The organism is Mesorhizobium sp. P2_D1, from assembly GCF_056404455.1.
The window spans coordinates 57,126-75,373 of the sequence record NZ_JBFUDZ010000029.1 but is presented as its reverse complement, the minus strand read 5'-3'; the positions used below and the strand labels follow the sequence as shown (position 1 = coordinate 75,373).

General features: G+C 63.7%; 16 protein-coding genes. 5 read left to right on the top strand and 11 right to left on the bottom strand.

Going from position 1 to position 18,248, the window contains the following annotated elements:
* From AC1D0I_RS20700 to AC1D0I_RS20690, 3 genes are all read left to right on the top strand, one after another.
* Positions 1-183: dimethylamine monooxygenase subunit DmmA family protein (locus tag AC1D0I_RS20700; protein WP_477397364.1), on the top strand; the 183-nt coding region annotated here is incomplete at its 5' end.
* The gene (locus AC1D0I_RS20695; protein WP_477397362.1) at positions 180-1,145 is read left to right on the top strand and encodes a PDR/VanB family oxidoreductase; all 966 of its coding nucleotides are present in this window, start codon (positions 180-182) and stop codon (positions 1,143-1,145) included. The genes AC1D0I_RS20700 and AC1D0I_RS20695, both read left to right, overlap by 4 nt.
* Before the next feature lie 9 nt (positions 1,146-1,154).
* Positions 1,155-2,195, top strand: a complete 1,041-nt coding sequence (locus AC1D0I_RS20690) for a heme-dependent oxidative N-demethylase family protein (RefSeq protein WP_477397360.1) — start codon at positions 1,155-1,157, stop codon at positions 2,193-2,195.
* Here AC1D0I_RS20690 and AC1D0I_RS20685 read toward each other — a convergent pair.
* Positions 2,192-2,917, bottom strand: a complete 726-nt coding sequence (locus tag AC1D0I_RS20685) for a helix-turn-helix domain-containing protein (RefSeq protein ID WP_477397358.1) — start codon at positions 2,915-2,917, stop codon at positions 2,192-2,194. The genes AC1D0I_RS20690 and AC1D0I_RS20685 overlap by 4 nt on opposite strands.
* A gap of 314 nt (positions 2,918-3,231) precedes the next feature.
* On the opposite strand from AC1D0I_RS20685, the gene AC1D0I_RS20680 reads away from it, so the two are divergent.
* Positions 3,232-4,590 (top strand): NAD(P)-binding domain-containing protein, encoded by a 1,359-nt coding sequence (locus AC1D0I_RS20680; RefSeq protein WP_477397356.1) that lies wholly within the window; start codon positions 3,232-3,234, stop codon positions 4,588-4,590.
* 15 nt (positions 4,591-4,605) lie between these two features.
* Here the strand turns inward: AC1D0I_RS20680 and AC1D0I_RS20675 are convergent, their stop codons facing one another.
* The 7 genes from AC1D0I_RS20675 to AC1D0I_RS20645 all read right to left on the bottom strand — a co-directional run bounded on the left by AC1D0I_RS20675 (position 4,606) and on the right by AC1D0I_RS20645 (position 13,345).
* Positions 4,606-5,412, bottom strand: a complete 807-nt coding sequence (locus AC1D0I_RS20675) for a hypothetical protein (protein WP_477397354.1) — start codon at positions 5,410-5,412, stop codon at positions 4,606-4,608.
* A 16-nt stretch (positions 5,413-5,428) separates the two neighbouring features.
* Complete coding sequence (locus AC1D0I_RS20670; RefSeq protein WP_477397352.1) at positions 5,429-7,411, bottom strand: ABC transporter permease; 1,983 nt, start codon at positions 7,409-7,411, stop codon at positions 5,429-5,431.
* Positions 7,408-8,487 (bottom strand): quaternary amine ABC transporter ATP-binding protein, encoded by a 1,080-nt coding sequence (locus tag AC1D0I_RS20665; protein ID WP_477397350.1) that lies wholly within the window; start codon positions 8,485-8,487, stop codon positions 7,408-7,410. Before AC1D0I_RS20665 ends, AC1D0I_RS20670 begins: the two co-directional genes overlap by 4 nt.
* 77 nt (positions 8,488-8,564) lie before the next feature.
* A complete protein-coding gene (locus tag AC1D0I_RS20660; protein ID WP_477397348.1) occupies positions 8,565-9,539 on the bottom strand; it encodes an ABC transporter substrate-binding protein in 975 nt (324 codons plus the stop codon).
* 437 nt (positions 9,540-9,976) lie between these two features.
* Complete coding sequence (locus AC1D0I_RS20655) at positions 9,977-10,741, bottom strand: SDR family oxidoreductase (RefSeq protein ID WP_457152681.1); 765 nt, start codon at positions 10,739-10,741, stop codon at positions 9,977-9,979.
* A gap of 67 nt (positions 10,742-10,808) precedes the next feature.
* Positions 10,809-11,687: a DUF427 domain-containing protein gene (locus tag AC1D0I_RS20650; protein WP_477397346.1), complete on the bottom strand. Its 879-nt coding sequence runs from the start codon at positions 11,685-11,687 to the stop codon at positions 10,809-10,811.
* Positions 11,688-11,689: 2 nt separating this feature from the next.
* Complete coding sequence (locus tag AC1D0I_RS20645) at positions 11,690-13,345, bottom strand: ABC transporter substrate-binding protein (RefSeq protein WP_477397344.1); 1,656 nt, start codon at positions 13,343-13,345, stop codon at positions 11,690-11,692.
* A gap of 113 nt (positions 13,346-13,458) precedes the next feature.
* Here AC1D0I_RS20645 and AC1D0I_RS20640 point away from each other — a divergent pair, with 113 nt between their 5' ends.
* Positions 13,459-14,361 (top strand): LysR family transcriptional regulator, encoded by a 903-nt coding sequence (locus AC1D0I_RS20640; protein ID WP_477397342.1) that lies wholly within the window; start codon positions 13,459-13,461, stop codon positions 14,359-14,361.
* A gap of 30 nt (positions 14,362-14,391) precedes the next feature.
* Here the strand turns inward: AC1D0I_RS20640 and AC1D0I_RS20635 are convergent, their stop codons facing one another.
* The 3 genes from AC1D0I_RS20635 to AC1D0I_RS20625 are packed head-to-tail and all read right to left on the bottom strand — an operon-like array spanning position 14,392 to position 18,243.
* Positions 14,392-16,422, bottom strand: a complete 2,031-nt coding sequence (locus AC1D0I_RS20635) for a dipeptide ABC transporter ATP-binding protein (RefSeq protein ID WP_477397340.1) — start codon at positions 16,420-16,422, stop codon at positions 14,392-14,394.
* Positions 16,415-17,293 (bottom strand): ABC transporter permease, encoded by an 879-nt coding sequence (locus tag AC1D0I_RS20630; protein ID WP_477300686.1) that lies wholly within the window; start codon positions 17,291-17,293, stop codon positions 16,415-16,417. Before AC1D0I_RS20630 ends, AC1D0I_RS20635 begins: the two co-directional genes overlap by 8 nt.
* Positions 17,290-18,243, bottom strand: a complete 954-nt coding sequence (locus tag AC1D0I_RS20625) for an ABC transporter permease (RefSeq protein ID WP_477397366.1) — start codon at positions 18,241-18,243, stop codon at positions 17,290-17,292. Before AC1D0I_RS20625 ends, AC1D0I_RS20630 begins: the two co-directional genes overlap by 4 nt.
* Positions 18,244-18,248 lie beyond the last annotated feature (5 nt).

The window sequence follows — 18,248 nt, the reverse complement described above, 5'->3', positions numbered from 1 at the left end:
CAGTGCGTGCATTGCAAGGGCATCACCGAGAACGTGACGACGCAGCCGGCGACCTGCGCGCATTGCGGCCTGCTGCTCCTGGTGCGCGACCATTATTCCAGGCGCATCGCCGCGTTCCAGGGTGTCTGCATCAACGCCGAGGATCGCAGCGAGATTCCTCCGATGGAGGAGATTTTTCGATGAGCACCGGAACGACAAAACTCGATGTCGTGGTCAGCGATGTGGTGCCGGTCAATGAGCTGGTCACCCGCTTCCATTTCCGCCGCCGCGACGGCCAGCTCTTGCCGACCTTTTCCGGGGGAGCCCATGTCGTGGTCGAGATGCGCGACGGCGAGCGCACCCGGCTCAATCCCTACTCGCTGATGGGCTCGCCGCTCGACACGCGCGAATACACGATCAGCGTGCGCCGCGACGATGTCGGCCGCGGCGGCTCGCTGTTCATGCACAGGAATGTCCGGCCTGGCCATGAAATGGTGGTCAGCTATCCGGTCAATTTGTTCTCGCTCGACCTGCGCGCCAAAAAGCACCTGATGCTGGCCGGCGGCATCGGCATCACGCCGTTCATGGCGCAGACCGCGCAGCTGGCGGCGGAAGGCGGCAATTTCGAACTGCACTACACCTGCCGCACCGCCTCGCTCGGCACTTATGCCGATCTGCTGCGCGAGCGCTACGACCGACGGATCAGGCTCTATCATGACGACCTTGACGAGCGCATCGAGCTCGACCGGCTGTTGTCGTCGCAACCGCTCGGCACGCATCTCTATGTCTGCGGCCCGGCCGGCATGATCAACTGGGTGCGTGAGCGTGCCGCCACCCTGGGCTGGCCGTCGGAGACCGTTCATTTCGAGCATTTCGCGGCACCCCAGCCCGGGCTGCCGTTCGACGTGACGCTTGCCGTAACTGGCAATACGATCAGGGTCGATGAACAGCAGAGCCTGCTCGAAGCGATCGAGGCGGCCGGCGTCGACCCGCCCTATCTCTGCCGTGGCGGCGTCTGCGGTCAGTGCGAAACCAATGTCATCTCGTATGACGGCAAGTTCATCCACAACGACCACTGGTTGAGCGAGGAAGACCACCGCTCGGGCTGCAAGATCATGCCGTGCGTGTCGCGCTTCGAGGGCCGGTCGCTGGTGTTGGAAAGATAGGAGGCGAGCTTGGGAATCACCTTTCGCAAGGAAACGTTCCGCGACGATTTCACCTTCAAGAACAGCCCGGAGCACATTCGGCGGTTCCCGTTCCCGTTCCACGAAGACGCCTACATGTATGCGGTCAACATCGAGCCGCATGTCGTCGGACCCAAGGGCAGCGTGCTGGAAAACCTGATCGACGTCGACGAGCACTATGTCGCCGAGATGCAGGACCGTGCGCTGGTACTGGCCGAGGATCCGCTGCGCTGCCAGTCGCTGCCGCACATGACGCTGGCCGGCTGGGACCTGCTGGAGCTCCTGATGGAGCAGCAGGCGCTGGGTTATCCCGACCATTTCACGCTGACCCGCGACGGCGATCGCTGGCGCTGGATCAACCGGCCGCTCGGCATCGACGACACCTTCACTTTCGGCGACACCTCGACGCTGCCCTACGGGCCGATGGAGTACATCACCCGGCAGAGCCAAGGCGATTTCTGCATCCTCGACCAGCGCGACGGCAATCTGTGGATGGATGCCGGCATGGTCACCACCCAGGCCGACTGGTCGCTCGATTTCGACATCGGCATGAACTTCTTCGAGTGGCACGCGCCGGTGCCGCTGGCGCATGAAAAGGGGATTTTCACCCGGGCGCTGAAATTCCTCACCAATATCCAGCAAGGCAAGCCGGCGCGGCGCCTAAACTGGACGATGACCATCAATCCGCGCCTCGATACCAGCCCGGAAAATTATCACAAATGGGGTCCGGACCGGACCACGGTGACGCCGGAGAATGTCGGCGACAAGGTGCACCTGCGCGTCGAGTTGCAGAGTTTCTGGCGGCTGCCGCGCTCGAACGGCATCGTCTTTCCGATTCGCTGCTATCTGATCAAGATGGACGAACTGGTGACGCAGCCGAAATGGGCACGCCGCCTGCACCGCGTCATCCGAGACCTTCCGGACGAACTCGCCAACTACAAGGGCCTGACGCGCTATCGCCCGACGCTGGTCGAGTGGCTGTCGAAGCTCGACGACGGCAGCCCGACATCGCCGGGCTTCGGGCCGGACTAACCCGCGCTGTTCTGCGGATAGCAGATGATCGAGAGGTAGCGCATCGGCAGCTGCGTCAGCTGTTCGGGCCCGTGCGGCGCGTCCGCGTCGAAGAACAGGCTGTCGCCGGGCTTCATCGGATAGAGGTTGCTGCCGTGCCGGTAGACGACCTCGCCTTCGAGCATATAGAGAAACTCCATGCCCTCATGCTGGAAGGTCGGGAACACGTCCGAATCCTCGGTCAGCGTGATCAAATAGGGTTCGACGACGACGCCGCTGGTGTTGGAGCCGATATGGCCGAGCAGATTGTACTGGTGACCGGCGCGCGTGCCGCGACGTTCGACGTCGAGCCCTTCGCCGGCCTTGACGAAGACAGCGCTGCGCTCCTCCTCGAAGCGGCGGAAGAAGGCGGTGACCGGAACGCCGAGCGCCCGCGACAGTGCCTGCAAGGTGGTCAGCGACGGCGAGGTGATGCCGTTCTCGATCTTCGACAGCATGCCCAGCGAAATGTCGGTGGCGACCGCCAGATCGGCGACGGTGATGCCGAGCTTCTTGCGGAACGCCCGTACCTCGCGGCCGATCGCGACCTCCAGCACTTTTTCGCGGGTGTCGCGAATGGCGTGCGGGTTCTGCGTCAGCGGCGCCCGGATGGTCTTGCCGTCCGACGAAACCTTGGGCAGCGGCTTGGCCCTTGCGCCGGCAGGGTCGGCACCAGGCTTGGGATCGGAAATCTTGTTGGCCATGTCGCCCTCGGACTCTGCGGATTTATTTCACTCTAGGTGAACATGTCAGGTGCCGATACATGAGCGCAACCGCGACGGCAAGTCGCCTGAAGGCGCATGCACCCGATCCCGTGTTTGGTCGCGCGAGGTTTTGCGCGAAATCCTCACAGCCGAAGCGCTGTTTCGACACAGGAACTGTTGACAGCACGAACGGGCCAATTAYTGTCCTGTGAGTGAAATTTGTTTCGTAAGAGCAATTCCAGGAAAAGTGTGAAACGGTTTTCCGTCCGGGATTGCGTCAAACAAAAAGTCGAAATCAGATCGGGAGGCCTGCAATGAAAAGTCGCGTTGCCGTTATCGGAGCCGGGCCGTCCGGCCTGGCACAGCTCAGGGCCTTCAAGTCGGCCGCCGACAAGGGCGCCGACATTCCCGAGATCGTCTGCTTCGAGAAGCAGTCCGACTGGGGCGGCCTGTGGAACTACACCTGGCGCACCGGCCTCGACGAGCATGGCGATCCCGTGCACGGCTCGATGTACCGCTACCTCTGGTCGAACGGACCGAAGGAATGCCTGGAATTCGCCGACTACACCTTCGAGGAGCATTTCGGCCGGCCGATCGGCTCCTATCCGCCGCGCGCCGTGCTGTGGGACTACATCAAGGGCCGCGTCGAGAAATCCGGCGTGCGCAAATGGGTGCGCTTCAACAGCCCGGTGCGCATGGTGACCCTCTCCGAGACGACGAAGAAATTCACCGTCACCGCGCATGACCGCACCAACGACATTACCTATTCGGAAGAGTTCGACAACGTCGTCGTCGCCTCCGGGCACTTCTCTGTCCCCAACGTGCCCTATTTCGAGGGGTTTTCGACCTTCAACGGCCGCATCCTGCACAGCCATGATTTCCGCGACGCCATGGAATTCAAGGGCAAGGACATCCTGATCATCGGCCGCTCCTATTCGGCCGAGGACATTGGTTCGCAGTGCTACAAATACGGCGCCAAATCGATCACCTCCAGCTACCGCTCGAAGCCGATGGGTTTCAAATGGCCGGAGAACTGGAAAGAGGTGCCGCTGCTTCAGAAAGTCGTCGGCAAGACCGCCCATTTCAAGGACGGCAGCACCAAGGATGTCGATGCCATCATCCTGTGCACCGGCTATCTCCATTCCTTCCCCTTCCTCACCGAGGATCTGAAGCTCAAGACCGCCAACCGCATGTGGCCGGACGGGCTCTATGAGGGCGTCGTCTGGGAGAAGAACCCGAAGCTGTCCTTCATCGGCATGCAGGATCAGTTCTACACCTTCAACATGTTCGACGCGCAGGCCTGGTTCGCCCGCGATGTCATCATGGGCCGTATCAAGTTGCCGTCGGCCGAGGCGATGGCCGCGCACGGCGCAAAATGGCGGGCGCGCGAGGAAACGCTGGAAGACGCCGAGCAGATGATCTGGTTCCAGGGCGACTACACCAAGGAATTGATGGACCAGACCGATTATCCAGGCTTCGACGTCGAAGCGGTCAACAAGACCTTCATGGAGTGGGAGCACCACAAGGGGGAAGACATTATGAGCTTCCGCGACCACGCCTATCGCTCGCTGATGACCGGCACCATGGCGCCGCTGCACCATACGCCCTGGCTGCAGGCGCTGGATGATTCGATGGAGAGCTATCTTGAGGTGAAAGGCGTCGCGGCGGAGTAGCAAGGCGCGCCGACTTCAATCCAGCGGATAGTCAGGCGGAGCGTCGGTCTCCGTCACCTTGACCGACAGCACGTCGCTGGTGTTGGCAAAGTCGGGGCCATCGCCGCGCACTGCCAGCGTGTCCGCCATCAGCAGGAATGTCATGGCGGCGAGGGCAGGTCCGCCCGGCTCTTCGGGCCATGCAAAGATGCCGTCGGCGTTGGCGCCGAATTTCACATCGTGGCAGACAAATTCGATCTCGATCTTCCAGCATCGCAGCGGCCTGATATCGCCTGGCAGCGGATGCGGCGGGTAGGGAAGCTCGAAATGATTGGCGACAAGGATTTTGGTCGGCACCGCCGGCATGATGCCCTTGTGATTGAAGGCGGCGATGGCGTCGTCACGGAACCGGTCGAGCAGGCCTTGCCCCGATAGCCTGTACGGCTCGCGGAAAAAGCCTCCGACCCAGACCGACTCGTCATTGTCGTTGGAGATCAACAGGGTGGCGTGGAAGCGGCGCAGCCTTGGCGCCAGCGCCTGCCAGTCGCATTCGGCAGGCGTCGCCGGCGTTGCGATGAAGTCGTCGAGAAGATCGCTGCCGCGCACCGGATTGCTCAATACCGAGCAGTCTTCGCCGTAGAGATGCCAGAGCTGGCGCAACTCAGCGGCCGCGATGCCGGGTTTGCGCAGTTCCTCCACCGAGGCGCGAACCCGCGCGACGGCGTAGGCCGTCGCCGCCTCCAGCGTGCCGAAGCCCGGGACGAAATGTTCGCCGTCCGGCTCGCCGGTTCTGGCCATGTCGAAAACGAGGACGGTAAAGGGCGGCTTGCCTGGCTCAGACATTCGGCACCAAATTGGACTAACCCAGCCTTGCCCGCGCCTTCGCCGTCCACGCGTTGAACAGCCGGTCGGCGACGATGCCGATGAAGGCGATGGCGAGGCCGGCGACGATGCCGCGGCCGGAATCGGCCTTGGACAGCGCGATGAACACTTCCTGGCCGAGGTCGCGGGTGCCGACCATAGCGCAGATGATGATCATCGCCAGCGCCATCAGGATCGTCTGGTTCACGCCCAGCATGATTTCGGGCAGCGCCAGCGGAAGCTGCACGCGAAAGAAGGTCTGGCGCGGCGTGCAGCCGGATACCTTCGCAGCCTCGATCAGCGCCGGCGGCACCTGCCTGATGCCGTGATTGGTGTAGCGAATGGCCGGCACCACGGCGAAGGCGACCGTTGCGATCATCGCGGTGACGTCGCCGACCCGGAACAGCATCACCACCGGGATGATGAAGCAGAAGGATGGCAGCACCTGCAGCGTGTCGATGATCGGCGTGACGATCTTCTCGAAACGGTCGCTGCGTGAGGCCATCAGGCCAATGGGGATGCCGATCAGGCAAGCGATGAAGGCCGAGATGCCGCAGAGATAGACCGTCGCCATGGTCTTCTCCCACAGCCCGGTGACGGCGCAGAAAGCGGTGAGTGCAGCAACCAGGGCCGCGAGCCGCAGGCCGGAAAGCTGATAGCCGGCAAGGCCGAGCAGGAACACCGCGCCCAGCCACGGAAAGCCTTCGCAAAAGGCGCGCAGCGGGTTCAGCACGTTGAGGATCAGCGCCACGCGAAACGCCTCGATCGTGTCGAAGAAGTTGATGGTGATCCAGTTCACCGCTGCCTTCCAAAGGGGCGCGGTGGTGAAGGTGATCGCCTTCGGCACCGCCGCGAAGGCCGGCACGAACAGGCCGAGCAGCGTGGTGACGACAAGGATGGCGATCGCCAGCGTCAAATTGGGATAGCGCCGCCAGAAGCTGGGGCTCACTTCCCGGTGGACATGGCCCTTTGCCTGCTTGTGCGCGATCGCCTGGCTCAGCCGGTCGAGTGCAATCGCCAGCGCGACGATGGCGAGACCGGCTTCCATCGCCTCGCCGACCTTCAGCGCGCGTAGCGCCAAAAGCACGTCGTAGCCGAGCCCGCCGGCGCCGATCATCGAAGCGATGATCACCATGTTCAGCGCCAGCATGATCACCTGGTTGACGCCGACCATCAGCGTCGGCCGCGCCGAGGGCAAAAGCACCCGCCACAGTTTCTGCCGCGCCGTACAGCCGGCCATCTCGCTGAAATCGTCGATCTCGGACGGCACCCGCGACAGGCCGAGCATCGTCGCCCGCACCATAGGCGGCGTGGCGAATATGGCGGTCGCAATCATCGCCGAAACCGGGCTGTTGCCGAACAGGAGCAGCATCGGGATCAGATAGGCGAAGGTCGGGATCGTCTGCATCAGGTCAAGGGCAGGGGAGACGATGAGCCTTTCCGCCCATGGTTTGCGCCATGCCCAGATGCCCGCGAACAGGCCGGTGACGATGCAGAAAGGCACGGCGATGGAGATCAGCGCCAGCGTCAGCATGGCGCTGGTCCATTGGCCAAACAGTGCGATGTAGAGGAAACACCCGCCGACCAGCATGCCGAGCTTCCGGCCACCGGCGGCATGCCCGGCAAGGAAGGCGGCGGCGCAGACGCCGACCCAGGACAGGCGCGGCAAGACATAGGCGTCGGCGCCGTGACCGATCTTGAAGTTCTTGGCCAGCAGGTTGAGCGCGAAGTCGAGCGGCACGCCGAGCACCGCGGTGATCGAGCGCGTCAGCCACGACAGGTTCGACTTGATCCAGCCCATCAAGGCGCCGACCCAGTCGGCGACCGGCACGATTGCACTGGCGGGATAATTGACGGCCCAGGGCAGGCTGTCCTGCAGCAGGAACACGACAAGCACGGCGGCAAGCGCCGAGGCCCAGACGATCAGCCAGACCTGAACCGGACGCGCCCTTGCCTCGCTGGCGCCAGCCGTCACCGTCATGCGCCGGCCCTCGAACGATCGATGCCGGCCAGCAGGTCGATCACCGCTTGCGGCGTCACCTCGCCGATCGGCTTGCCGGTGCCGTTGACCACCGCGAACGGCCTGCCGGCGGATACGATCTCCGCTGAAAAGCTTGCGATCTTGGCATCCGGCGCAACGGTGCCGCCATGCTCGGTGCCGTCGCAGGCGCGCATCAGGCTGCGCGCAGAGATCACCTTGGCGCGGTCGACGTCGCGGGTGAATTCGGCGACATAGTCGGTCGCCGGGTTGACCACCAGCTCCTCCGGCGTGCCGATCTGGATGACCTCGCCGTCCTTCATGATGGCGATGCGGTCGGCCAGCCGGATCGCTTCGTCAAAATCATGGGTGATGAAGACGATGGTCTTGTGCAGCATGGTCTGCAGCCGCATCAGCTCGTCCTGCATCTCGCGGCGGATCAATGGGTCGAGCGCCGAGAACGGCTCATCGAGGAACCAGATTTCCGGTTTGGTCGCCAGGCTGCGGGCGATGCCGACACGCTGCTGCTGGCCGCCGGAAAGCTCGCGCGGGTAGAAATGTTCGCGGCCACGCAATCCGACGAGTTCGATGACCTCACGCGCCCGCGCTTCGCGCGTCGGCCGGTCCTGTCCCTGGATGCTGAGTGGAAAGGCGATATTTTCCAGCACGTTGAGATGCGGCAAGAGCGCAAAATTCTGGAACACCATGCCCATCCGGTGGCGCCGCAATTCGATAAGCGCCGCATCCGAGATTTTCAGCAGATCGTTGCCTTCGAACTCGACCTTGCCGTGGGTCGGCTCGACCAGCCGCGACATGCAGCGCACCAGCGTCGACTTGCCGGAGCCCGACAGCCCCATGATGATGAAGATCTCGCCCTGGCGGATCTCGAGATCGACTGCCCGCACGGCCCCAACCAGCCCGGCGGCAGTGACGTCGGCCATGCTGGCCTTGCCATCGCGCTCGCGGATGAAATTGGCCGCGTTCGATCCGAACAATTTCCAGACATTGCGGCAGGCGAGCTTTATCGGGCGGGCATCCTTGCCCGGCTGTGTCGGCGCCTGTTCAGTCCTATCCGTCATCCATGCTTCCTTCTGGAACATCAAGACTTGAGACCCGGCCGATCAACAGCCGGGCCTCACTTTTCCAGTTGGAACGATCACTGCGCCCAGGCTTTCCAGTCTGCCTCGTGGGCAGCGATCCAGGCGGCCGCGACGTCTTCCGGCGTCTTGCCGCCGAGGTCGATCTCGCCGCTCATCTTGTTGAGCTCATCGGTGTCGATCGTATACGCCTTTGCCACCTTGTAGGCGACCGGCCACTTGTCCTTCATGCCGGACCATGAGTACTTCCAGATCTCGCCATGCGGCTTGCCGCAATCATATTTGGCGTCCGGGTTCACGCCCCATTTCGGGTCATTGTAGCATTCGGGTGTGTATTCGGGGAACTGCACCCATTCGCCCTTGTACTTGGCCGGTGCCCAATGCGGCGAATAGATCCACAGCATGATCGGCGCCTTGCGCTGATAGGCCGAGTCCAGCTCGGCGAACATCGCCGCGTCGGTGCCGGCATGGATGACGGTGAAGGGCRGTTTCAGCGCCTCGACACGCTCGTCGTCAAAGCCTTCCCAGGTCACCGGGCCGCCGAGATAGCGACCCTTGGGTGCGGTCTCGGCCGTCGAAAATGCTTCGGCGCATTTCGGGTCCTTCAGCGCTTCCCAATTGGGCAGGCCCGGGCACTTTTCCTTCATGTATTCCGGAAACCACCACTCTTCCTTGGCCTTGGGCCCGAGCTTGCCGAGCCGTTCGGTCTGGCCGGTCGCGTCGGAGGCTTTCATGGCTTCGCCGGCGGTCGTGTCCCAGAACTCCAGGCCGACATCGAGGTCGCCATTGGTGAGGCCTGTGGTCAGGCTGGAGAGGTAGTCGGCGGTCGGGTATTCGACGGTATAGCCGAGCTTTTCCAGGATGCCGCCGAGGATCTTGGCATTCAGGTTGACGCTGGTCCAGTCGAACAGCGCGATCTTGATCGGGTCGTTGGATTCGGGTGCCGCGGCTTGGGCGGAAGGTGTCAGCAGGCTTAGGGACGCGAGCGCGACCGCGCCCATCGACAGTTTCGAGATCTGGCTGCGAAATGACATGCTTGTTCTCCTTCAAGCTGTGAAAATTATCGTTCGTTCCCTTCTTGCGGCTTTTCTTGATTGTGTTGGAAAGGTTGGTCGTTGCGCAAGGCCGTCGGCGCCGAATTGTCGCCCTGGCTTTGGCCAAGGCAGGCAAGACGGCGCTCAATTCTGCTGATGGTCGAATGGGACTGGAGGGTCAGCGTCATGGCTGCCGACGGATCGCTGCGGAAGCGATCACCTGCGGATCAATTTCCAGTCTTGCGGCGCCCTGCAAGGTGCGAGCCATCAAGGTCCCATGATCTCGGCTGTCGGCCCGGCAAGCCCCATCTCGCCAGGACCGTTTCATAGGATGAAATTATATATACCAACGTTCATGTCGCGCAACGACTAACGCCCGCGGGACGCATAATTTCAGACTACAGGCGAAGTGGAGCCCGGTCGCCAGATCTTCCATCCTACCAGCAGACGTAGCCGCCATCGACAATCAGGTCGAGGCCGGTGACGAAGCTCGACGCGCGGCTGGCCAGGAACACCGTCGGTCCGACCATTTCCTCCGGCGCCGCCATGCGCCCCATCGGCGTGTCGCGCTTGAAGATCTTGACCTCTTCCGCCACCTCCGGCCGCTTGTTCATCGGCGTCAGCGTATAGCCCGGGCTGACGACATTGACCCGCAGCCCGCGGTCGGCCCACTCCATGGCGAGGCTCTTCGACATGTGGATGACGGCGGCTTTCGAGGAGTTGTAGTGCGCCTGCGTCAGGCCCCGGTTGACGATGGTGCCCGACATCGAGGCGATGTTGATGATCGAGCCCTTGCGCCGCGCCAGCATCTTGCGGGCTTCGGCCTGGCAGGACAGGAACACGCCGGCGACATTGACCTCGTGCACCTTCTGCCATGTCTCCAGCGACAGCGTCTCGGCCGCTTCCGACCCGGCGATGCCGGCATTGTTGACGGCGACGGTCAGCGCACCGAGTTCACTCTCTAGGCGATCGATCGCCGTCGCGAGATCGCTCAGCGATGTCACCGTGCCGGTCAGCACCAGCGCCTTGCGGCCGAGCGCCGTGATCCGGTGAGCGGTTTCGTCCAACCCGCCTTTCGAAGCATGGCCGAAACAGGCGACGTCGGCGCCTGCCTCGGCCAGTCCGATCGCGATTGCCTGGCCGATGCCGCTGCCGGCGCCGGTGACCAGCGCGACATCGCCGTCCAGCTTGAAAAGATCCATTGATAGCCCTCCCTGCCTCGGAGAGGGTACGCGCTGAGCCGTGCTCCGATCAAGCGCCCTGCATCGCTCAGAAATAGCCGTCCGACGCAGCCGTGGCTTCCTTGGGGATTTCGACGCCGTCGACGAGGATCTTGTCGACCAGTTCGTGGTGGAAGCAGACCAGCCCCTTGATGCGTTCCGCCTCGTGCACCGGTTCGGGATAGTACCAGACGAGGTTCTCGTGGCGCTTGGCCTTGGTCGTCACGTGATAGTAGTTGGAGATGCCCTTGTAGGGACAACGCGAGATGTAGCGGCTGGGTGCGAACATATCGAGCCGCGTATCGGAGATCGGCAGATAGTGGCGCACCGGATGTCCGGTTTCGAACAGGAACACGCCACGGCGTGAATCGGCGACCTGCTCACCGTCGAGAATGACCTGCACCCGCCGCGACGACGGCAGGCAGTCGACGCGGCGGAACGGATCGCGGGCGTGGACGAAGATCTCTTCGTCCTCCTCGAACCAGTGGCCCATCTTGCTCCAGTAGAACGACATGTAGTCGGCGAGCGGCGGGCTGCCTTTCACCGGATCGGCGTAGCGCCAGGCCGCGTCCTCGACCAGCGTCACGCCGGTGTTGAGTGAGTAGTGGGTCGCCACGCCCTTGAACGGGCTCTCGGTCGTCGTCGTGCTCGGCAAGAGAAACTCTTCGCGCACGTCGCTCATCGGGAAATAATAGACCGGCAGGTGGTCGGACTCGTAGAGCATCAGCGCGTTGACCGTGTCGGCGACAATCATCGACCCGACCTGCACCCGCAGCCGCTTCTGCGTCGGCATGGTGAAGGCGACGTAGCCCGGCTCGAAATCATATTGGGTGATGCTGTCGAGCAGCGGAAAATGCGGCCCGCGGCCGCGCAGATGACGCTTGCGAATGGTACTCTCCCGGTTCTTGGTCTTGGCGATCACGTTCATGATCAGCCTATGGATACGCGATCGAGCAGCAGCCCGGCGGCGATCGGCGGCAGTCCGCTGACATTCTTGCGCACCGGCACCAGCAGGTCGGGGAAATAGCTGAAAATGACCGGCGTCTCGTCGAGCAGCAGTTTCTGGATGTCGGAGGCGGCACTGCGCTGTGCGCCGATATCGAGCGCCTTCAGATAGCTGGTGACCATGCCGTCATAGGCCGGGCTCTTGAAATGCGCCGCGTTCCAGGGGCCGTCGCTGACCAGCGGGCTTTTGAGGAACACGTTGGGCACGCTGCGATGCGCGTAGTCGGTGATGCCGAGCGGACTGTCCAGCCAGTCCGACTGGCCGAACACCGCCTTGCCGTAGTACTTGTCCTGGTCCTCGATGTTAAGCGCGATGCGGGCGCCGATTTCCTTGGCGAAGTTCTGGAACAGCTGCGCGTAGCCGGGAATGTCGGAATAACGCAGCGTCGTCAGCGTGATGTCGAAGCCGCTGGCCACGCCGGCCGCTTCGAGCAGTTGTTTGGCCTTGGCGATATCCTGGACGCGTTGCGGCACCGTCTTGTCGGTCGCCGGGAAGGCAGGCGCGAACGGGCTGTCATTGCCGGTCGCCGCCATGCCGCGGCACAGACCATCGACCAGCTTGGAGCGGTCGATGCACAATGCCAGCGCCTGGCGCACGCGCTTGTCGGTGAAGGGGCCGGTGTCGCAGCGCATGTGCAGCTGGCGATGCGCGGTCGATGCGACGCGCAGCACCGTGATGTCGGGGCTGTTGAGCACGACCTGGCTGACGTCGAGCGGAACGGCGTCGAGGATGTCGACCTCGCCGGCCTGCAGCGCCAGGATGCGCGGCTGCACGTCGCCGTAGAACTTGAATTCGAGACGGTCCGGCAGCGCCTTCTCGCCCCAATAGTCGGGGTTGCGTACGAAGGTCGCGCCGACCTTCGGCGTGTAGGTCTCCAGCCGGAACGGTCCGGTGCCCTCGAACGTCTTTTCGTAGTCGCCCTTGTAGCTCGCCGGCAGGATGACGGCGTTGTAATTGTCGATCGACACCGAATAGGGAAAGCTGCCGTTCGGCGCGTCGAGATGGAAGGCGACGGTATGGTCGTCGACCTTCCTTGTGCCGCCCTTCGACAGCAGGCCCTTGAACACCGACAGCGCGTTCGAGGCGCCGCTCGGATCGGCCAGCCGGTCGAAGGTCGCGACGACGTCGTCGGCCTTGAAGTCCTCGCCATTGTGGAATTTCACGCCTTTGCGCAGCTTGAAGGTCCACACGCTGCCATCCTCGTTCGGCGCCCAGCTTTCCGCCAGCACCGGCTTCAAGGTGAGGTCCGCCTGGGTGATGCAGAGAAACTCGGCGGTCTGGAAAACCAGCTGGTAGCTGCCGCTGTCATAATAGGTGACGGGATCGATGGCGCCGCCCGGTGTGGCCACGCCGGCGCGCACCGTGCCGCCCGGCTTGCCCTCGGCGCGGGCCTGTTGCGTGCCGAGGCCGGCTGCGGCAACGAGGCCGCCGAGGAATGGCAGGGAGAGGCCAAGCACGCTGCCATGGCGCAGGAAATTGCGCCGGCCCATCCTGCCGGCCAACAACTCGTCGATAGCGGAATTTTCGATTGTTGTGAGATTCCGGCGAGCGGCGTCGATCATCCTGAAATGCTTTGGCATGGCTGCATTCCTCGCTTGGCTTGGGGTTTGCCATCTAGTTCATTGTTGACTGCCGCCGCAAAGCGATATTTTTTGATAGGGGCCATCGAAATTTTCGATGCGAGGGGTGAGGCATGGACACTGAAAATCTGCGCAGCTTTCTCGAAGTTGCCGCCCATGGCAGCTTCACCGTCGCGGCCAGCCGGCTCAACCTCGCCCAGTCCACCGTCAGCGCGCGGATCCGGGGACTGGAGGAGCAGTTGGGGCGCCGGCTTTTCGTGCGCGACCGCGATGGCGTGACGCTGACGCCGGCCGGCCGCCAGTTCCTGCCGCATGCCTCCTCCATCACCCGCACCTGGGAGCAATCGCGGCAGGACATCGCCGTTCCCGATGGCTACGAGACGCTGCTGCGGCTGACCGCCCCTGCCTATCTGTGGGACCGCATCACCTCGCCATGGGTCGAGTGGATGCGCGCCAGGCGGCCGAACGTGGCGCTGCGCCTGGAGGGCAGTTTCCCGGATCTGGCGATCGACCAGCTGGCGGAAGGCCTGCTCGACATCTGCATCCTCTATCTGCCGCGCCCGCATCCAGGCATCGTCTATGAAACGCTGGCGGTCGATCAGGTCGTGCTTGTTCAGCATGCCGCGCAGACGAAGTCCTGGACCGAAAACTACATCCTCATGGACTGGGGGCTGGAATTCCGCATCGAGCACGACCGCGCCTTTGCCGGCATGGTCAAGCCGGCCATCTCGGCCGGACTGGTCTTCATCGGTCTGCAGCATGTCCTGTCTCGGCAGGCGGCGGCCTACCTGCCGCTCAGTGCCGTGAGCACGCATATCGAGCGCGGCGAAATGCGCCGCATCGACAACGCGCCGGTGTTCCAGCGCCCGATCTACCTTGCCTATCCCAGCAATCCGGTCTCGTCGGATGTCCTGGATGTCGCGCTCACCGGGCTGCGCTCGCTGGCTGGAGATTGGGCGGAAGGTCAGGGGTTTTCGGAAGGCGACCGTTCCCTGGGCATGACCGGCCAGATGTGACGGGTCAGGCCGTATCCATGGCCATGCCCGCTACGCCGGTTCGGTCACCACTTCCTTCTGCAGCCGTGCCAGTTCCTCGTAGGGGATATGGCAGCGGATCGAGTGGCCGGGCTGCGCTTCGCTAAGCGGCGGTTCCTGCTGCTCGCAGATCGCACCGATCTTGCGCGGGCAGCGCGTGTGGAACACGCAGCCCGACGGCGGGTTGGTGGCGCTGGGGATTTCGCCGTCGAGGCGGATGCGCGCCGTCTCGGTCTGATCGAGCTTGGGCACGGCCGACAGTAGTGCTTCGGTATAGGGATGATGCGGGCCGGAAAAGACGTCTTCCGACGGTCCGAGTTCCATGATGCGGCCGAGATAGAGCACGGCGATCTTGTCGGAGAGGTAACGCACCACGGCAAGATCATGCGAGATGAAGATGTAGCTGACGTCTTCCTTCGACTGCRGGTCGGCGAGCAGGTTGAGGATCGCCGCCTGCACCGACACGTCGAGCGCCGAGGTCGGCTCGTCGCACACCACGATGCGCGGGTCGCCGGCGAAGGCGCGCGCAATGGCAACGCGCTGCTTCAGGCCGCCGGAGAGCTGGCGTGGCTTGACGGCAAGATGCCGGTCGGTCAACCGAACTGAACGAACGAGGTCGTTGAGACGAGCCTCGAGCGCCCTGCCGCTCAAGCCCGCAAGCCGCTTCAGTGCGCGGCCGATCAGGTGCCGGATCGAATGCGAGCGGTTGAGTGCCGAGTCCGGATTCTGGAAGACGATCTGCATCGCCTTGATCTGGTCGTCGCTGCGGTTTTCCAGCCGCGGCGCCAGCGCCTTGCCTTCGAGCACGATCGTGCCGCCGTCATCCGGCGGCACCAGGCCGAGCAGCAGCCTGGCGAAGGTCGTCTTGCCGCTGCCGGACTCGCCGACCAGCCCAAGCGTTTCGCCCGGGCGCAAATCGAGCGAAACGTCCTTCACGGCGCGCAGCGCGTGGCCATGGCTGGAATAGGTCTTGTTCAGCCCGGCGACGCGCAGCACCGGCACGGCTGCCGCCTTTGGCGCGGGCGCGACATCGCTCGGGGTTGCGCGCGGCAACGCCTGCGCCTTCTCGTGATAGAAGCAGCGCGACAGCCGGCCGCCCAGATCGTAGAGCGGCGGCAATTCGCTGCGGCAGCGGTCGTCGGCGAGCGCGCAACGGTCGGCGAACGCACAGCCCTTGATGTCGGCGCCGATGCCGGGCAGGAAGCCTGGAATGGTGTCGAGCCGACCCTGATCCTTGCGCTGGCCGCCGCGCGGCAGGCAGCGCAGCAGTGCCACCGTATAGGGATGGCGCGGATCGTTGAATACGACCTCGGTCGGCCCTTCCTCCACCAGCATGCCGGCATAGAGCACACCGACCCGGTCGCACATGTTGGAGACGACCGCGAGGTTGTGGCTGATGAACAGGATCGAGGCCGACAGTTCCTGCCTGAGCTGCGCGATCAGGTCGAGCACTTCGGCTTCCACCGTCGCATCGAGGCCGGTCGTCGGCTCGTCGAGGATCAGCATCGACGGATCGTTGGCCAGTGCCATGGCAATCGCCACGCGCTGCTGCATGCCGCCGGAAAGCTGGTGCGGGTAGCGCTGCATGACGCTTGTCGGGTCGGAGATGCGCACGCGGTTGAGCATGGCGACCGCGCGATCCTCGGCCGCCTTGCCTGTTATGCCGCCAAGTTCAAAAATCTCGGTCAGCTGGCGGCCGACGCGGATCGACGGGTTCAGCGCCTTGCCGGGGTCCTGGTAGACCATGGAGACGCTTTCGGCCCGAGCCCGCCTGAGCGCCTCGGCATCCAGCTTCATCACGTCCTGGCCGTCGAGCGAGATCGCGCCGCCTGTAATCGAACCGTTTCGCGGCAGATAGCGCACGACGGTGAGCGCCACCGTGGATTTGCCGCAACCGGACTCTCCGACCAGCCCGTAGGCTTCGCCCTGGCCGATGTTGAGGCTGAGGTTGCGCAGCACGGCGCGGTTGCGGCCGGCGACGCGGTAGGCGACCGACAGGTCGCTGAGTTCGAGGGCGTTTTCGGCCTTGGCGGATTTAGTCATTGAGCGCTCCGTGAACGCCATCAGCCGCCAGGTTGACGCCAATCACCAGCGAGGCGATCGCCAGCGCGTCGAACAGCACCGTCCACCAGAAACCGCCGCCGATCATGCCGTAATTGTTGGAGATCGAGAGCCCCCAGTCGGGCGAGGGCGGCTGGATGCCGAAGCCCATGAAGGAGAGCGTGGCGACCGCGAAAATGGCATAGCCGAGCCGCACGGTGGTCTCGACCAGGATCGGCGGGATGACGTTGGGCAGGATCTCGACGAACATCGTATGCGCAGCACTTTCGTGCCGAAGCTGTGCGGCGGCGACATAATCGAGCTCGCGCTCGGCAAGCACCGCGGATCGCACCGTGCGCGCGATGATCGGCGCGAAACTGAGCCCGATGACGACGATGACTGTCGTCTTGGATGTGCCGAGCGCCACGATGGCCAACAGCGCGACGATGACCACCGGGATCGCCATGAAGGCTTCGAGGATGCGGCTGACGACATCGTCGACGAGGCCGCGAAAATAGCCGGTGATGAGGCCGAGTGCCGTGCCGGCCACGGTCGCCAGCAAGGTTGCCAGCGGGGCGACGGTCAGGATGTCGCGCGAGCCGACGATGACGCGCGAGAAGACGTCGCGGCCGATCTGGTCGGTGCCGAACCAGTGTTCGGCCGAAGGCGGCGCTAGCGCGTTGATGATGTCGTCGGCAAGCGGGTCGTAGGGCGCGAAATGCTCGCCGAACAGGGCGCAGGCAACCCAGAACATCACGATGGCGAAACCGGTTAGAAAGGTGCCGGAGCGCAGCAGCGAAAACAGCACCTCCGCCAGCGGGCCGCGCTTTCGCGTGTCGTCTGGAGTGGGGGAGGTGGTCTGGACAGCGCTCATTGATCTGACCCCAGCCGGATGCGCGGATTGAGCACGGAATAGAGGAAGTCGGCGACGAGCGTCGCCACGGCATAGACGATGCCGATGGTGAGAATTCCCGATTCCAGCATCGGGAAATCCTTGCCGCGCGCTGCGGTGAAGATCAGCGAGCCGATGCCCTGGTAGCGGAACAGCGTCTCGATCACGACGAGGCCGCCGATGAGATAGCCGGTCTGCGTCGCGATGACAGTGATGGTCGGCAACAGCGCGTTGCGCAGCACATGCCGCCAGATCACCGTGCGCCATGGCAGGCCCTTGAGCACGGCTGTTCGCGTGTAGTCGGAATCGAGTGCCTCGATCATGCCGGAACGCGCCATGCGGGCGATATAGCCGAACAGCACCAGGAACAGCGGCAACGAAGGCAGGATCAGGTAATAGAGCTGGGTGAAGAAGCCGGCATTGCGCGGCCAGGCGGCCGATATCGGCAGCCAGCGCAGCCAGACGCCGAAAATCAGGATCAGGATGATGCCGGTGACGAATTCGGGCAGCACGGTCACCGACAGGCCGCCAAGGCTGATGATGCGGTCGAGCGGCCGGTTGAGGTTGAGCGCGGCAACGACGCCGCCGAGGATGCCGATCGGCACCACCAGCACGAACGCGACCGCCGCCAGCTTCATCGAATTGCCGAGCGCATCGATGACGAAGGGCGCGACCGGCGAGCGGAAGATGTAGGACGTGCCCATGTCGCCCTGGACGAAGTTCGTGATCCAGCCCCAGTACTGCGCCAGCAGCGGGCGATCGACACCGAGCGTGTGATTGAGCGCGTCGACGGCACGCTGGTCGGCGAACGGGCCCAATATGGCGCGTCCGACATTGCCGGGCAGCACCTGGCCGCCCAGGAACACCATGATGCTGAGCAGGAACAGCGTCACCAGCGACAGCGAGACACGCCGGGCAAGGAAGGAGAGAATGGCAT

What these genes read in the sequence shown, in the direction of transcription:
- AC1D0I_RS20695 (WP_477397362.1), top strand. Translation starts at nt 180, where the DNA reads ATGAGCACCGGAACGACAAAACTCGATGTCGTGGTCAGCGATGTGGTG.
- AC1D0I_RS20685 (WP_477397358.1), bottom strand. Translation starts at nt 2,917, where the DNA reads ATGGCCAACAAGATTTCCGATCCCAAGCCTGGTGCCGACCCTGCCGGC.
- AC1D0I_RS20680 (WP_477397356.1), top strand. Translation starts at nt 3,232, where the DNA reads ATGAAAAGTCGCGTTGCCGTTATCGGAGCCGGGCCGTCCGGCCTGGCA.
- AC1D0I_RS20675 (WP_477397354.1), bottom strand. Translation starts at nt 5,412, where the DNA reads ATGTCTGAGCCAGGCAAGCCGCCCTTTACCGTCCTCGTTTTCGACATG.
- AC1D0I_RS20670 (WP_477397352.1), bottom strand. Translation starts at nt 7,411, where the DNA reads ATGACGGTGACGGCTGGCGCCAGCGAGGCAAGGGCGCGTCCGGTTCAG.
- AC1D0I_RS20665 (WP_477397350.1), bottom strand. Translation starts at nt 8,487, where the DNA reads ATGACGGATAGGACTGAACAGGCGCCGACACAGCCGGGCAAGGATGCC.
- AC1D0I_RS20655 (WP_457152681.1), bottom strand. Translation starts at nt 10,741, where the DNA reads ATGGATCTTTTCAAGCTGGACGGCGATGTCGCGCTGGTCACCGGCGCC.
- AC1D0I_RS20650 (WP_477397346.1), bottom strand. Translation starts at nt 11,687, where the DNA reads ATGAACGTGATCGCCAAGACCAAGAACCGGGAGAGTACCATTCGCAAG.
- AC1D0I_RS20645 (WP_477397344.1), bottom strand. Translation starts at nt 13,345, where the DNA reads ATGCCAAAGCATTTCAGGATGATCGACGCCGCTCGCCGGAATCTCACA.
- AC1D0I_RS20640 (WP_477397342.1), top strand. Translation starts at nt 13,459, where the DNA reads ATGGACACTGAAAATCTGCGCAGCTTTCTCGAAGTTGCCGCCCATGGC.
- AC1D0I_RS20630 (WP_477300686.1), bottom strand. Translation starts at nt 17,293, where the DNA reads ATGAGCGCTGTCCAGACCACCTCCCCCACTCCAGACGACACGCGAAAG.